This is a genomic window from Stenotrophomonas sp. YJH_SMC_46 (assembly GCF_059370315.1).
Genome location: NZ_JCAFTO010000004.1, coordinates 128597 through 142188, shown reverse-complemented (window position 1 = coordinate 142188; position 13592 = coordinate 128597). Strand labels below are relative to the sequence as shown.

General features: G+C 68.2%; 12 protein-coding genes. 6 read left to right on the top strand and 6 right to left on the bottom strand.

The genetic code is table 11. The features are described 5' to 3' along the window. The first annotated feature begins 3 nt into the window (after nt 1-3). The 3 genes from motB to AC5P8C_RS14305 all read left to right on the top strand — a co-directional run bounded on the left by motB (nt 4) and on the right by AC5P8C_RS14305 (nt 1828). The gene (gene motB / locus AC5P8C_RS14315) at nt 4-942 is read left to right on the top strand and encodes a flagellar motor protein MotB (protein WP_019660913.1); all 939 of its coding nucleotides are present in this window, start codon (nt 4-6) and stop codon (nt 940-942) included. A 108-nt stretch (nt 943-1050) separates the two neighbouring features. Next, a complete protein-coding gene (locus AC5P8C_RS14310; protein ID WP_019660912.1) occupies nt 1051-1539 on the top strand; it encodes a hypothetical protein in 489 nt (162 codons plus the stop codon). A gap of 13 nt (nt 1540-1552) precedes the next feature. Then, nucleotides 1553-1828 (top strand): DUF4031 domain-containing protein, encoded by a 276-nt coding sequence (locus tag AC5P8C_RS14305; RefSeq protein WP_019660911.1) that lies wholly within the window; start codon nt 1553-1555, stop codon nt 1826-1828. A gap of 94 nt (nt 1829-1922) precedes the next feature. Here the strand turns inward: AC5P8C_RS14305 and AC5P8C_RS14300 are convergent, their stop codons facing one another. Next, nucleotides 1923-2465 carry a DUF6630 family protein gene (locus tag AC5P8C_RS14300; protein WP_019660910.1) on the bottom strand — a complete coding sequence of 181 codons (543 nt, stop codon included), beginning with the start codon at nt 2463-2465 and terminating at the stop codon, nt 1923-1925. A gap of 90 nt (nt 2466-2555) precedes the next feature. On the opposite strand from AC5P8C_RS14300, the gene AC5P8C_RS14295 reads away from it, so the two are divergent. Next, a complete protein-coding gene (locus AC5P8C_RS14295) occupies nt 2556-2804 on the top strand; it encodes a DUF3297 family protein (RefSeq protein WP_026347120.1) in 249 nt (82 codons plus the stop codon). A gap of 148 nt (nt 2805-2952) precedes the next feature. Here AC5P8C_RS14295 and AC5P8C_RS14290 read toward each other — a convergent pair whose 3' ends face one another. From AC5P8C_RS14290 to AC5P8C_RS14280, 3 genes are all read right to left on the bottom strand, one after another. After that, entirely contained in the window at nt 2953-4602 is a 1650-nt protein-coding gene (locus tag AC5P8C_RS14290) for a Na+/H+ antiporter (protein ID WP_019660908.1), read from the bottom strand. A gap of 117 nt (nt 4603-4719) precedes the next feature. Next, the gene (locus AC5P8C_RS14285; protein ID WP_019660907.1) at nt 4720-5508 is read right to left on the bottom strand and encodes a dioxygenase family protein; all 789 of its coding nucleotides are present in this window, start codon (nt 5506-5508) and stop codon (nt 4720-4722) included. 31 nt (nt 5509-5539) lie between these two features. After that, on the bottom strand, nt 5540-5950 hold the full coding sequence (locus AC5P8C_RS14280; RefSeq protein ID WP_019660906.1) for a DoxX family protein: 411 nt from the start codon (nt 5948-5950) through the stop codon (nt 5540-5542). Between the two features lie 96 nt (nt 5951-6046). On the opposite strand from AC5P8C_RS14280, the gene AC5P8C_RS14275 reads away from it, so the two are divergent. Next, nucleotides 6047-6928, top strand: a complete 882-nt coding sequence (locus AC5P8C_RS14275; protein ID WP_019660905.1) for a LysR family transcriptional regulator — start codon at nt 6047-6049, stop codon at nt 6926-6928. Nucleotides 6929-7018: 90 nt separating this feature from the next. Here AC5P8C_RS14275 and AC5P8C_RS14270 read toward each other — a convergent pair whose 3' ends face one another. Beyond that, complete coding sequence (locus AC5P8C_RS14270; protein WP_495219061.1) at nt 7019-10081, bottom strand: bifunctional diguanylate cyclase/phosphodiesterase; 3063 nt, start codon at nt 10079-10081, stop codon at nt 7019-7021. A 176-nt stretch (nt 10082-10257) separates the two neighbouring features. Between AC5P8C_RS14270 and AC5P8C_RS14265 the strand changes: the two genes are divergently transcribed. Beyond that, nucleotides 10258-12369 (top strand): M13 family metallopeptidase, encoded by a 2112-nt coding sequence (locus AC5P8C_RS14265; protein WP_019660903.1) that lies wholly within the window; start codon nt 10258-10260, stop codon nt 12367-12369. Nucleotides 12370-12477: 108 nt separating this feature from the next. Here the strand turns inward: AC5P8C_RS14265 and AC5P8C_RS14260 are convergent, their stop codons facing one another. Beyond that, on the bottom strand, nt 12478-13407 hold the full coding sequence (locus tag AC5P8C_RS14260) for an oxygenase MpaB family protein (protein WP_495218989.1): 930 nt from the start codon (nt 13405-13407) through the stop codon (nt 12478-12480). Between the last annotated feature and the right edge of the window lie 185 nt (nt 13408-13592).

Sequence of the window (13592 nt, the reverse complement as noted above, 5' to 3'; positions counted from 1 at the left end):
GCCATGGCCGAGAACAAGCCCACCGTCATCGTCCGCCGGGTCAGGAAGGCCGGCCACGCCGCTCACCACGGAGGGTCGTGGAAGGTGGCCTATGCCGACTTCGTGACCGCGATGATGGCCTTCTTCCTGGTGCTGTGGCTGATGGCCACCACCAACAAGAACGACCGTGCGGCCATTTCCGAGTACTTCCGCAACCCGAGCCCGCTGAGCGGGCAGAGTGCCACGCCGGCACCCGGCATGGCCGGCCCGGGCGGCGCCAGCACATCGATGATCAAGCTGGGCGGCGCCACCGACATCTCGCGGGGCAGCAGCAACGATCCCTTCCAGAACCAGAAGGAAGCAGTGCCGCAACCGGTGGACCAACAGCAGCGCGACAAGCAGCAGCTGGAAGCACTGATGAAGGAGCTGCAGGAAGCGATCAGCCGGAGCCAGGCACTGGAACCCTTCAAGGACCAGCTGCTGCTGGACCTGACTCCGGAAGGCCTGCGCATCCAGATCGTGGACAAGCAGAACCGGCCGATGTTCGACCTCGGCAGCGCTACGCTGAAGCCGTACACGCAACAGATCCTGCACGAGCTGGCCAACTACCTGAACCACGTGCCGAACCGGATCAGCCTGACCGGCCACACCGACATCACCGCCTATTCGGCCGCACGCGGCTACGGCAACTGGGAACTGAGCGCCGACCGCGCCAACGCTGCACGCCGTGCACTGGTGGACGGCGGCCTGGAGGACAGCAAGATCACCCGCGTGGTCGGCCTGTCTTCATCGGTGCTGTTCGATAAAGCCGACCCGCAGAACCCGATCAACCGCCGCATCAGCATCGTGGTGATGACCAAGGCCGCCGAGGAGGCAGCGCTGGCGGGTGCCGGCCCCCAGGTGGGGCTGTCGGCGCCCACCGCCGACCCGGACGTGCAGGCCGCGCAGGGGCAAGCGGAATAAGCTGTGGGTGCGCGCCTTGGTCCGAATCCACAGGGCCATGCCGGGCGAGCGCACCACGCCGCACCCGCTACAATGGCGGTCTTTCCGTTTCCAGGTGATTTCACCCCCATGTCCCAGAACTCCAAGGCCAAGCGCGACAAGCGCAAGAAGCAGCAGGGCAAGCGCCCGTTCCTCCGCCTGAACGCGCAGCAGCAGGTGCAGAACCATGCCGTGCTGACCAACGAAGACGGCCAGGTGGTGGCGGCAATCGGCCTGCAGGGCCGTGAGTGGCTGCTGGCCATCGGCGGCCAGACCATGGGCAACGCCGAGAACCCGGTGCCGATGCTGGCCATGCTCAAGCACCTGGCCAACGTGCAGGAGAAGGAAGGCCGCAAGGTCAACCTGGAGTACTCCGAACTGCTGCAGAAGCTGCTGGACACCCTGGCGGCCGAATCCGAGCAGACCGCCGACGAATACCTGGACAAGCTGGTGTCCGAGTTCGAAGGCGTCGACGCTGCTGAAGGCGAAGAAGGCGAAGCCGTCGAGGGCGACGCGGCCGAAGAAGCCGCTGCCGAGGCCGCCCCGGCCGCTGACAGCGACAGCAAGCCGCAGGCCTGAACCGGCCGCGGCGGTGACGGTCTACGTCGATGACGCGGTGCATCCCTGGCGCGGACAGCGCTGGGCGCACCTGATGGCCGACACCCTGGCCGAGCTGCACGCAATGGCCGCGCAGCTCGGCATCCCACCGCGCGCCTTCCAGAACAAGGCCAGCGGCGCCCACTACGATGTCACTGCCGGGCTGCGCGCACAGGCCATCGCGCTCGGCGCCCGGGCGATCTCACGGCACACCGACCGCGAGCTGGTCAAGGCGGTGATTGCCAACGCCCGGGCGCAGTACCGGCCGTAGGCTCGGCTGCCGTGTGCCTCCTGTAGTGCCGAGCCGATGCTCGGCTGCTCTACGCGAAATGCAGCCAAGCGTGGGCTCGGCTCTACAGGCCCGATCAGAACGGGTCGCTGCCCAGCCGGATTTCCACGTTCAGCAGCGAGCACAGCGCAAGCATCGCGTCATCGTCGCGGGTCAGCGCCATCACCCCGGTAAAGCCATCACTGCCGGCATCCACGCTCCACAGCGTGTAGTTGTGCTCGCGCAGGCGGTCGAAGGCGGTGGCCATCAGCTGCACGCCGTCCAGGCCTTCGGCAAAGTCCTCGTCGTCCAGGTCGCCACCCCAGTCCAGCTGCAGGTTGAAGCGCGCCGAAAGCTCGTTCACCGCCGACTGCAGCGACTCCAGGTCCTCACGCTCCACATCGAAACCGGACTGCCAGGCGATGGCGGTGAACAGCGCCGGCAGCCAGTCGCTGTCCGCTTCCAGCGGCTGACCGTCCTCGGCCAGGTGCTCGCGCCAGCGGTTGAACTGCTGCAGGGCCAACTCTTCGTCACCCGGGTTGATCAGCACCAGCAGGTTCCAGACCCGCGCCTCGAAGCCCTCCTCGTCGAAGTCGTGGATGTCTTCCTCGAAGTCGAAATAGTCGCTGTTGTCGGGCATGGCGGAACGTCCTCTGGGGCAGGTCGGCATTCTACGGTTTATCCTGTGCCGCTGAAGCCGGCCTTGGTGGCCGTCACTGTGAATGAAGCGATGAGCGATACCCCTCCCGACCACCTGGCGATCAACCCGGCCAGCCCCTTCCATGATGCGCAGGCGCTGGAGCGCGGCGTTGGCGTGCGTTTCAACGACATCGAGCGCGACAACGTCGAGGAATACTCGGTCAGCGAAGGCTGGATCCGCGTGCAGGCCGGCAAGGCCCGTGACCGCCGCGGCAACCCGATGACGATCAAGGTCAAGGGCAAGGTCGAGGTGTATTTCCTGGACCAGAAACCGGAATAACCGGCACCGGCATGTAGAGCCGAGCCTGTGCTCGGCTGCTTTTCGTTCCGGGTTCATGACGCCTGAAGCAAGCGTAGCCGAGCATGGGCTCGGCTCTACATGCCAGGGCGGAATCCGCGTCAGCGTCAGCAACGCCCGGTCCCAGGCATCATTCGCGCTTGCGCGATTCCAGCAGGTCCAGGTTGCGGATCAGGCGCCGCGAGATCTCATCGGAGATCACCCCGCGCCGGGTCAGCCGGAACAGTTCCTCGCGCTCGGCGTTGAGGCCGGCGCTGCGCAGCTGGCGGTAGCCCAGCTCCATGCGCCGCACCTTCTCCGGGTCTACGTCGGGCCCGTCGTTGTCCTTCTCCAGGTGCCGCTGGTACAGCAGGCTCACCCGCGAGGCGGCATCGTTGTACAGCTGCACGTTCTCGGTGTTCTGGTTCATCACCAGCTGCTGGCGCATGCGCTCGACCCCGGCCAGCGCCGCCTTCGACGACAGCCGGCGCGCCAGGTCCTCTTCCTTGCGTTCACCCGAATCGGCCGGCAGCTGCAGGCCCTTCAGCAGCTGCGGCAGCGCGATGCTGGCGCCGAGCAGCGAGAACAGGATCACCGAGGCGGCCAGGAAGATCACCAGGTCACGTGCCGGGAACGCACTGCCATCAGGCAGGAACAGCGGCAGGGTCAACACGCCGGCCAGGGTGATCGCACCACGCACGCCGGCCACCGAGGTCGCCACCACGATGCGCCAGTTCGGCGCTTCGCCCCGCTCCAGTCCGCGGCGACGCGCGCGCAGCAGGTTCCAGCGCAGCGACAGCCACACCCACAGCAGGCGCAGCACGACCAGCGCCAGGTTGATCACCACTACGTACACCAGCAGCCACCACGCGCTCTGGTGGCCGGTCTCGTTCATGGTGGTGGTGGCACGTTCGACAATACCGGGCAGCTGCTCGCCCAGCAGCACGAACATGATGCCGTTGAAGCTGAACTGCAGCATGTTCCAGACCCCGGCACGCTGCACGCGCATGCTGCCGGAGACGCGGCCGGTCAGCTCGACGTAGCTCATCGCGATACCGGCGGCGACCGCGGCGAGGATGCCGGAGGCGTGGATCTCTTCGGCCAGCAGGTAGGCCGCGAACGGAATGAGCAGGTTGACCAGCATCGCCGCGCCCGGCTCCTCGCCGAAGCGGCGCCACAGCCAGCGCTGGAAGGTCGACACACCAAGGGTGACCGCCACGCCCACCGCAAGGCCGGCCACGGCCACCCACACGAAGGTCAGCGAGGCCGTGGCCAGCGAGAACGTGCCGGTCATCACCGCAGCCACCGCGAAGCGGAAGCAGACCAGGCCCGATGCATCGTTGAGCAGCGACTCGCCTTCCAGGATGTGCATCAGGCGCTTGGGAATCGGCGCCTTGGAGGCGATCGCCCCCACTGCCACAGGATCGGTCGGCGACACGATCGCCGCCAGCGCGAAGCACACCGCCAGCGGCATCACCGGAATCAGCCAGTGGATCAGGAAGCCTGCGCCGATGACGGTGAACACCACCAGGCCGAACGCCAGTTCGAGGATCGCGCCCTTGTCGCGGAACAGGCCCTGCTTGGGGATGCGCCAGCCATCAAGGAACAGCAGCGGCGGCAGGAACAGCAGGAAGAACACTTCCGGCTCCAGCGCGTGGCCGCGGTTGAACACCCCGGCGATGACCGCGCCCAGGCCGATCTGCACCAGCGGCAGCGGCAACGAGAACGGCAGGACGCGAACCAGGTAGCCGCTGGCGACAACGGCCACCAGCATCGCCAGGACGACTTCAATGGTATGCATGCTTCTTCCAGGAAGCGGCGCGCGGGGAGGCTCGAAGGCCAGCGCCGGAAACCCGGAAAAAACTACCACATGCGGCCATGAGCGCGACGGCCGGGGCGGTCGCGCGTCAGCCCCGGCTCATGCCCCGTCGAAGCGGTACAGGTCCATGGCGAGGAAGCCGGCGTCGATGCCGGCATCGATGCGCCGCGCACCGAAGCTGTCCTCGCCGGCTGCGCCCATCGCGAAGAACAGCGGCAGCAGGTGCTCGTCGGTCGGGTGCGCGCGTTCGGCGAACGGCGCCTGCCGGCGGTAGTCGAACAGGGCCTGGCGATCATCGGCGGCCAGGCGCTGCTCCACCCACTCGATGAAGGGCCGCACGTATGGCGCTTCCTTGCCGTCCTGGTAGTCGCCCCAGTCGTGCAGGTTGTGGGTGATGCTGCCCGAGCCGACCAGCAGCACGCCTTGTTCGCGCAGTGGTGCCAGCGCGCGGCCCAGCGCGAACTGATGCTCGGGGCCGAGCAGCGGCTGGATCGACACCGGCACCACCGGGATGTCGGCCTGCGGGCGCAACAGCCGCAGCGGTACCCACGCGCCGTGGTCGAGGCCACGCTGCGGGTCGATGGCCACTGGCAGTCCTGCGGCGGCGATGCGGCCGGCCACTTCTTCGGCCAGTGCCGGGTCACCCGGCGCCGGGTACTGCAGTTCGAACAGCGCGCGCGGGAAGCCGCCGAAATCGTGGATGGTTGGCGGCTGCGGATGCGCCCCGACCAGCGGCTGCCGGCCCAGCCAGTGCGCCGAGGCCATCACGATGGCGCGCGGCGTGGGCAGGTCGCGCGCCAGCTCGGCCAGGCGCACACCAACCTGGCCCGGATGCAGGGCAGTCATCGGCGAACCATGGGAGATGTACAGCGAAGGCAGGCGGGACATGGAATTCTCCAGTTGCAGGATCAGGCGGCGATCAGCGCGAACGCAGGGTCCACTTGCCATCGCCGACCAGGAACAGCACCACCAGCGCCAGCGCCCAGAACGCCGGGTATTCCCAGCCGCCGCCGGCATTGGCGAAACCGAAGCCGTTGGCGCCGTGCACGGTGACGATGGTGCCCAGCAGCAGCGGCACGCCGACCAGGCCCACCCAGCGCGCATAGATGCCCAGCAGCAGCGCGACAGTGATCACCAGCTCGACGCCGATGGTGAGGTAGCCGAGCACGCCGGGCAGGCCCAGCGACTCGAAGAACGCTGCCGTGCCGGCCGGGGTGAATACCAGCAGCTTGGTCAGCGCATGGACCAGGAACAGCACGCCCAGGGCCAGGCGCAGCAGGGCGGCGCCATACGGGGCCAGCGGCGAATCAGGAGCGGTCGTGGCGTGCATCGGAAAGCACCTTGAAGGGAGTGGGCTCAGGTTATTGCGCCTTCACGGGCCGATAAATACGATCGATTGACCGTATTTATTTCAGAAGGCGCAACAATGGACACCCTCGAGGCGATGCGCGTGTTCGTGGCGGTGGTCGAGCGCAACGGCTTCAGCGCCGCCGCCCAGGCCCTGGACATGTCCACCGCCGGCGTTACCCGCCAGGTCGCCGCGCTGGAAAAGCGCTTGTCCACCCGCCTGCTCCATCGCACCACGCGGCGGGTCAGCCCCACCAGCACCGGCGCCGCCTACTACGCCCAATGCGTGCGCCTGCTGGCCGAGTTCGACGCGCTGGAGGCCAGCATCGGCGCGCAGGCGCTGGAGCCCTCCGGCACGCTGCGCATCAACGCGCCGGTCAGCTGGGGCATTGCCCGCCTCGGTCCGTTGCTGGCCAGCTACCGCGAACGCTTCCCGCAGGTGGAACTGGACCTGGCCCTGTCCGACCGCCTGGTGGACATGGTCGAGGAAGGCTACGACGTGGCCATCCGCATCACCCGCGAGCCGGGCCCCACCCTGATCGCCCGCCGCCTGGGCGAATCGCGGGTGAGCCTGTGCGCCGCGCCGGCCTACCTGGCCGCACGCGGCGCCCCGCAGACCCCGCAGGACCTGCAGGCGCACGCGTGCCTGGGCTACAGCTACTGGGCCGCTGGCGACCACTGGCCGTTGCAGGGGCCCGCAGGCGAAGTAAAGGTCGCGGTGAACAGCCTGCTGCACGCCAACAACGGCGACGTGCTGCGCGAAGCGGCGATTGCCGGCATGGGCGTGATCCTGCAGCCGGATTTCCTGCTGGAAGACGCGTTGGCCGATGGCCGGCTGGTGCGCGTGCTGCCCGAATGGGAGGCCGCCCCGATCGGCATCTTCGCGGTCTATACCAGCCGCAGCCACCTGGCACCGAAGGTGCGCAGTTTCATCGACCATCTGGTCGAAGCCGGGGTGTAGCCGAACCTGGTGCTTGCCGGCCTGCGGCCGGCACTACCGTCATGCTTCGGCCGGGTAGTGCCGGCCGCTGGCCGGCCAATACGAACCCGATCAGGCGGGGACTTCATCCAACGCGTCGATGATCCGCTCCAGCGGTGCCGGCCGCCCCAGCAGGTAACCCTGCACCTGGTCACAGCCGTGCGCGGCCAGCCAGTCCAGCTGCCCCGGTGTTTCCACGCCTTCGGCAATGATGGTCAGGCCCATGCTGTGGCCCAGCGACAGCAGCGCGCGACAGATCGAGGCGTTGCGTGGATTGGTTTCCACGTCCGCCACGAAGCTGCGGTCGATCTTCAGGATGTCCAGCGGCAGGTGCTGCAGGTAGGACATGCTGGAATAGCCGGTGCCGAAATCATCCAGCGACACGCTGATGCCCTGCTCATGCAGGCGCTGCATGGTCTGCATCGCCTGCGCCGGCTTGCGCATCAGGCTGCTCTCGGTCAGCTCCACGTGCAGCGCACCGCGGGCCAGGCCGAATTCCTGCTGGGCGCGGGTGAACTCGGCCACCAGGTCGCTGTTGAAGAACTGCACCGCAGACACGTTGACCGCGATCGGCAGCTCGCCCCACCCGGCGTCGACCAGACGGCGCTGCGCCTTCGCCGCGGCGCGGATCACCCAGCGGCCCAGCGCCAGGATCAACCCGGTGTCCTCGCACAGCTGGATGAACTCGTTGGGCGGGATGAAGCTGCCATCGGCCTGCGGCCAGCGCAGCAGGGCCTCCAGCGCGGCCGGGCTGCCATCACCGGCATGCCGGATCGGCTGGAAGTACAGCTGGAACTCGTTGTCGATGGCGGCATGGATGCGCCCGGCCAGGCGCAACCGATCGGCCAGCCGCGTGGTCACCGCCGCATCGAACCAGACCACCACGTTGCCCTCGGCACGCGCCGCGTGCGCGGCCTGCGCAGCCATGCCGATCACCTGTTCGGCGCCATGGCCGTCACCGGCGACATGCACGGCCACGCCGATACGCGGCTCGAACTGGTGCAGCGAGTCCTTGCCGCGCATCGGCGCCGACACGATCTGCAGCAGGTCGTCCAGCACGCGCTGGGTATCGTGCCCGGCACCAATGGCCAAGACGAAATCTTCGGCCGGCTGGAACGCCAGCGTGCCATAGCGCGCGCCCAGGCCCCCGAGCCGGGTCGCCATCGACTGCAGTACCGCATCGCCGATCTCGCGGCCAAGCGTATCGGCCACCAGCTGCAGGCCGCGCAGCTGCACGAAGGCGATGGTGTAACCCTGTTCCTGCTCATCCAGCTGTTCGGTCAACGCACGCACGTTGAGCAGGCCCGTGGCCGGGTTGTGCCGCGCCTGGTAGGCCAGGTCGCGCTCGTAGGCCAGCCGTTCGCTCACATCCTCGGCCAGCACCAGGCAGGCCGGCTGTCCGTCGAAATCGAGTTTGGACAGGTGTGCGCGCACCTCGAACACGCTGCCGTCCTTGCGCCGGTGCAGGCGCACGGTCGCGTCCGGAGGATCGCCCACCTGTGCGCGCTGGATGGCACCACGCACCTCGTCCCAGCCCTCGCGCGGGCGGATGTCGAGGATGCTCATCGCCAGGAACTCGTCGCGGCTGTAGCCGTACTGGCGCACCGCAGCGTCGTTGACCTCGATGAAGCGCAGCGTATCCGGGTCGAACACCCAGAACGGTGCAGGATTGCGGTCGAACAGCAGCCGGAAGCGCCGTTCCACTTCGCTCACCTGCTCGCGCGCCTGGTAACGCTCGCTCAGGTCGGTCAGCGCGCCGATCATGCGCCGCTCGCTGTCGGCCACTTCCACCCGCTGCCCACGCGCGCCCACCCAGCGCACCTCGCCCCCGGGCAATACCAGGCGGAACACCTGGTCGAGCACGGCGCCGCCGGCGAATGCCTGGTCAAAGGCATGCTGCAGGCGCGCGGCATCGTCGCGGTGCACGCGTGCGAAGAAATCGGCCACCGGCAGCGCATCGGTCTGCACGCCAAAGATCTCGCGCGCCAGCGGCGACCAGCGCAGCAATGCGGCGTCCTCATCCACGTACCAGGTACAGACACGACCGACCTGGTGCGCAAGACGCAGCTCGGCGTGGCCTGTTTTCAGCTCCTCGGCCATCGCCTGCTGGCTGCGGGTGCTGCGCCGCACGGCGTACAGCAGCACCAGCAGCACCACGATGTAGGCCAGTACGATTGCCACCGATGCCTGCAGGTAGGGCCACCACGGCGCCAGTACGTCTTCGTCGGCCAGGCCGACCTGCACCGCCAGCGGGCTGTGTTCCAGCGTGCTGATGGTCATGATGCGCGGTACGCCGTCGACCACACCCGGCACGCTGCCCAGCTCGACCACCGCCTGCGTGCCGAGCAGGTCACGGCGCGGCAGGCCGTAGCGGCGGCCCACCGTGCCGTGCGGATCAGGCACGCGGGCCAGCATGTAACCCTCGGCATCGCTGATCGAGACCAGTCCGTTGGGGCCGACATCGAGGCCGCCGACGATGCGTTGCAGTTCGCCGCAGCGCAGCCGTGCCAGCAGCCAGCGTTCGCCGGCCATCGGCAGCGCCAGCGGGACCACCCAACCGCCATCGCTGGCCCGCTGCGGCGGGCCGATGTACAGGGCGCTGCCCTGGCCACGACGCTGCGGGTCGGTCCACAGCGGCAGCTGCAGGTCGCCCTCGCCGGCCGTCAGCGGTCGGCCATGGCGGTCGAGCACGGCGATGCTGTGCAGTTCGGCATGCCGGCCCAGCACCCCGCCGATGGATGCATCCAGCAGGGCCGGCGCCTGCGCCGGCACGCTGCGGAACAGCTCGGCGGCGTCGGCGGCGATGCCGGACATGGCCCGCTCCAGGTTGCGCAGTTCCAGCGCCAGCAGGCGCTCGCTGCCCACCGCCAGCGCGCGGCTCTGGCGCTGCGCCGCTTCCAGGCGGCGGTGGTAGTCATTGACCAGCATGAGGGTCAGCCCGGTGACCAGCAGCACGCCCAGCAGCACTCCGCCCCAGGTAATGGCGCGCAGCGGCCGGGCCAACGCGCGTTTCAGCGCGGGCATCGGCGGGTGTTCCTTGTGCAGTCGGCTGGCTTCATGCGCGAACGAATCCTCCACGTCCCCGACCTCAACGGCCGGTGGACGCCATTCTTGACGCCTGACCCGCCCCCGCATGGCCACCTCCCCGTGTCCGCGCAGGGTTCCAGGGTCCAGCATGCACCACGTCGCTCACGGCGTGAAGGTCGGTTCCACGTGTTCAGCCAGATCCTGCACAGCACAGGACGCAGCACAGGGCCGCCAGGCGGGCCGGCGCAGATTAGACTTGGCGTTTTCCGCCGCAAGAGAAGTCCATGTCCAAGCTGCGCCGTCCCACCCTGGCGCTGGCCATCGTTGCCAGCCTGTCCCTGGCCGCCTGTGACCGCCCGGCCGAGCCGGCCGCCACGGCCACCGCGCCGGCCGATGCCACCCCCGCTGCGGCCAAGCCGATGCTGGGCAGCTTCGGCTTCGATGCCAGCGGTATGGACCGTAGCATTGCCGCCGGCGATGACTTCTTTGGCTTCGCCAACGGCACCTGGGTCAAGAACACCGAGATTCCGGCCGACCGGTCGCGCTTCGGCAGCTTCAACGTCATTGCCGAGAAGACCCTGGCCGACACCCGCGCCATTCTCGAAGGGGCCGCCGGCAACACCCAGGCCAGCGGTGACGACAAGCTGATCGGCGATTACTACGCCGCTTACATGGACGAGGCCGGCATCGAGCAGCGCGGCGTTGCACCCGTGGAACCGCAGCTGAAGGCGATCGATGCCATCACCGACAAGGCCGGCCTGGCACGTGCCCTGGGCGGCGATGTGCGCGCCGACGTCGACCTGCTCAATGCGACCAACTTCTACACCGACCGCCTGTTCGGCCTGTGGGTGTCGGTGGACCTGCTGCAGCCCGACCGCAATGCGCCGTACCTGGTGCAGGGCGGCCTGGGCATGCCCGACCGCGATTTCTACCTGGGCGGCGGCCGCATGGCCGAACTGCGCAAGCAGTACCAGGCCTACATCGCACAGATGCTGCAGCTGGCCGGCGTCGCCGATCCGGCCGGCAAGGCACAACGCATTCTCGCGCTGGAGACGAAGATCGCGCAGGCACATGCCACCCAGGAAGAAACCAATGATGTGACCAAGGGTGCCAATCCCTGGACCCAGGCCGACTTCAATGCCAAGGCGCCCGGCATGGACTGGAACGCCTTCCTCGACGCGGCCGCGCTGGGCAAGCAGCAGGACTTCATCGTCTGGCAGCCCAAGGCCGTGGCCGGCCTGTCCAGGCTGGTCGCCACCGAGCCACTGGAGGTGTGGAAGGACTACCTGGCCTTCCACGCGCTGGACCGTGCCGCCGCCTACCTGCCGAAGAAATTCGCCGATGCCCGCTTCGCCTTCCACGGCACCGCGCTGAGCGGCACCCCGCAGCAGAGCGATCGCTGGAAGCGCGCGGTGGACGACGCCAACCACGCAGTGGGCGAAGCGATCGGCAAGCGTTACGTCGAAAAGCACTTCGACGCGAAGACCAAGGAACGCGCGGACGAGATGGCCAAGAACATCATTGCCGCCTTCGCCAAGCGCATCGACGCGCTGGCGTGGATGTCGCCGCAGACCAAGGCGAGCGCCAAGGCGAAGGTGGCCGGCCTGACCGTGGGCATGGGCTATCCGGAAAAGTGGCGCGACTACACCGGCCTGGAGATCCGCCGTGATGACGCGCTGGGCAATGCACAGCGCGCCGAGCTGTTCGAGTACCAGCGCAACATCGCCAAGCTGGGCAAGCCGGTCGACCACGGCGAGTGGGCGATGCTGCCGCAGACCATCAACGCGATGAATGTGCCGCTGGAAAACCGCCTGGTGTTCCCGGCCGCGATCCTGCAGCCGCCGTTCTTCGACGGCGCCGCCGACGACGCGGTGAACTATGGTGCGATCGGCGCCGTGATCGGCCACGAGATCAGCCACGGTTTCGACAACGCGGGCGCACTGTTCGATGAAACCGGCAAGCTGCACAACTGGTGGACCGCCGAGGACCTGAAGCAGTTCAACGCCGCCGGCGATGCGCTGGCCGCGCAGTTCAGCAGCTACGAGCCGTTCCCGGGCGTGCATGTGAACGGCAAGCTGACCCTGGGCGAGAACATCGCCGACGTGGCCGGCCTGGGTACCGCCTACGACGCCTACCAGCTGTCGCTGCAGGGCAAGCCGGGCCAGACCCTGGAGGGCTTCACCCCGGACCAGCGCTTCTTCCTCGGCTTCGCCCAGGCGTGGCGCAGCAAGAGCCGCGAACAGGCGCTGCGCAACTCGCTGCTGACCGATGTGCATGCACCGGGCCAGTTCCGCGCACTGACCGTGCGCAACATCGACGCCTGGTACCCGGCGTTCGAGGTGAAGGAAGGCCAGAAGCTGTACCTGGCGCCGGACAAGCGGGTCAAGGTGTGGTGATGTAACCGGAACGGGCGCCGCAAGGCGCCCGTTTCACTTGCGGGTAGCTGCCAACCTTGGTTGGCGCTTCCGCGGCACCGCGAAAAGCGTGCCAACCAAGGTTGGCACCTACCAGGCAACCACGGGCCACTCGCGCAGGATCTCCACCGGCACGCCCATCCGCGCGCAGGCGCGGCTGGCCAGGCCATCGGGCAGCGCGCGGCGGAACAGCGGCGCCATGCCCTGCATCAACTTCGCTGAAGCTGCCGCCTGCGCACGCTGGCGTCCACTGCGCTCGAGCATGCCCTCGGCCCAGTCCGGCAGCAGCGCCGCGCCTGCACCCAGGAACACCTCGCGCGACAGCCCCGGCACCGGTACCGGCAGGCGCACGCCGGACAACACCTCCAGCACTTCACGCGAGCGCTCGTCCACACGCAGCTCCGGTTGCCGCGCGCAGAAGTACGCCGCCACCTCGGCTTCGCTGCACGGCACATCCACTGCACCCAGCGCCTCGGCCACACGGCGGTACTCATCGTAGTAGCGGTCGGCGATGTCCCCCGTCACCTCGCGCCCGTAGCGGCGGAAACCCTGCAGGAACCCGAAGGCTTCGGTCACGTGCACCCAGGTCAGCAACTGCGGATCGTCGGCGGCGTAGGGCTCGCCCTGCGCGGTCTGGCCGCGGATCCGTGCATGAATACGGCGCACCTTGGCCACCAGCGCCTCCACTTCGCCAGTGGGCGCGTAGCTGGTGCCGGCAACGAAGGCGGTGGTGCGGCGCAGGCGTCCCACCAGGTCCTGGCGGAAATTGGAGTGGTCATAGACCCCGGCCAGCGCGCGTGGGTGCAGGGTCTGCAGCATCAGCGCGCACAGGCCACCGGCGAGCATCGAGGGAAATTCGGCGTGCAGCCGCCAGGTGACGCTGTCCGGGCCGAACCAGCCCGGATCGCCCTGCGGATGGTCGTAGTCGATACCACTCTGGCCGCGCGGGAAGGCGTCCAGTACCCAGCGTCGGATCGGCGCCGTGACGGGGCGGGAGAGTCGCTGCAGCAAAGCCGGCATCACAGGTCCAGGAGAGGCGGAAGAACAGTCGCGTCTTGCGCGGTTGGCTCCGATTCTCGGCGATCACGCCTCCGGCGGCGAGCCTCCCCGCTCAGCGACGGTTTCATGTGCGGTCGCAGCACGTTTCACCCTGCGACATCCTGTCGCAGGCCGTGACTGCCATGCTGCATCGCATCAATTTTCAC

Bases quoted from the DNA above. Each gene is read 5' to 3' on its own strand.
- motB (WP_019660913.1), top strand. From the start codon at position 4: ATGGCCGAGAACAAGCCCACCGTCATCGTCCGCCGGGTCAGGAAGGCC.
- AC5P8C_RS14310 (WP_019660912.1), top strand. From the start codon at position 1,051: ATGTCCCAGAACTCCAAGGCCAAGCGCGACAAGCGCAAGAAGCAGCAG.
- AC5P8C_RS14300 (WP_019660910.1), bottom strand. From the start codon at position 2,465: ATGCCCGACAACAGCGACTATTTCGACTTCGAGGAAGACATCCACGAC.
- AC5P8C_RS14295 (WP_026347120.1), top strand. From the start codon at position 2,556: ATGAGCGATACCCCTCCCGACCACCTGGCGATCAACCCGGCCAGCCCC.
- AC5P8C_RS14290 (WP_019660908.1), bottom strand. From the start codon at position 4,602: ATGCATACCATTGAAGTCGTCCTGGCGATGCTGGTGGCCGTTGTCGCC.
- AC5P8C_RS14285 (WP_019660907.1), bottom strand. From the start codon at position 5,508: ATGTCCCGCCTGCCTTCGCTGTACATCTCCCATGGTTCGCCGATGACT.
- AC5P8C_RS14280 (WP_019660906.1), bottom strand. From the start codon at position 5,950: ATGCACGCCACGACCGCTCCTGATTCGCCGCTGGCCCCGTATGGCGCC.
- AC5P8C_RS14275 (WP_019660905.1), top strand. From the start codon at position 6,047: ATGGACACCCTCGAGGCGATGCGCGTGTTCGTGGCGGTGGTCGAGCGC.
- AC5P8C_RS14270 (WP_495219061.1), bottom strand. From the start codon at position 10,081: ATGCGGGGGCGGGTCAGGCGTCAAGAATGGCGTCCACCGGCCGTTGAG.
- AC5P8C_RS14265 (WP_019660903.1), top strand. From the start codon at position 10,258: ATGTCCAAGCTGCGCCGTCCCACCCTGGCGCTGGCCATCGTTGCCAGC.
- AC5P8C_RS14260 (WP_495218989.1), bottom strand. From the start codon at position 13,407: ATGCCGGCTTTGCTGCAGCGACTCTCCCGCCCCGTCACGGCGCCGATC.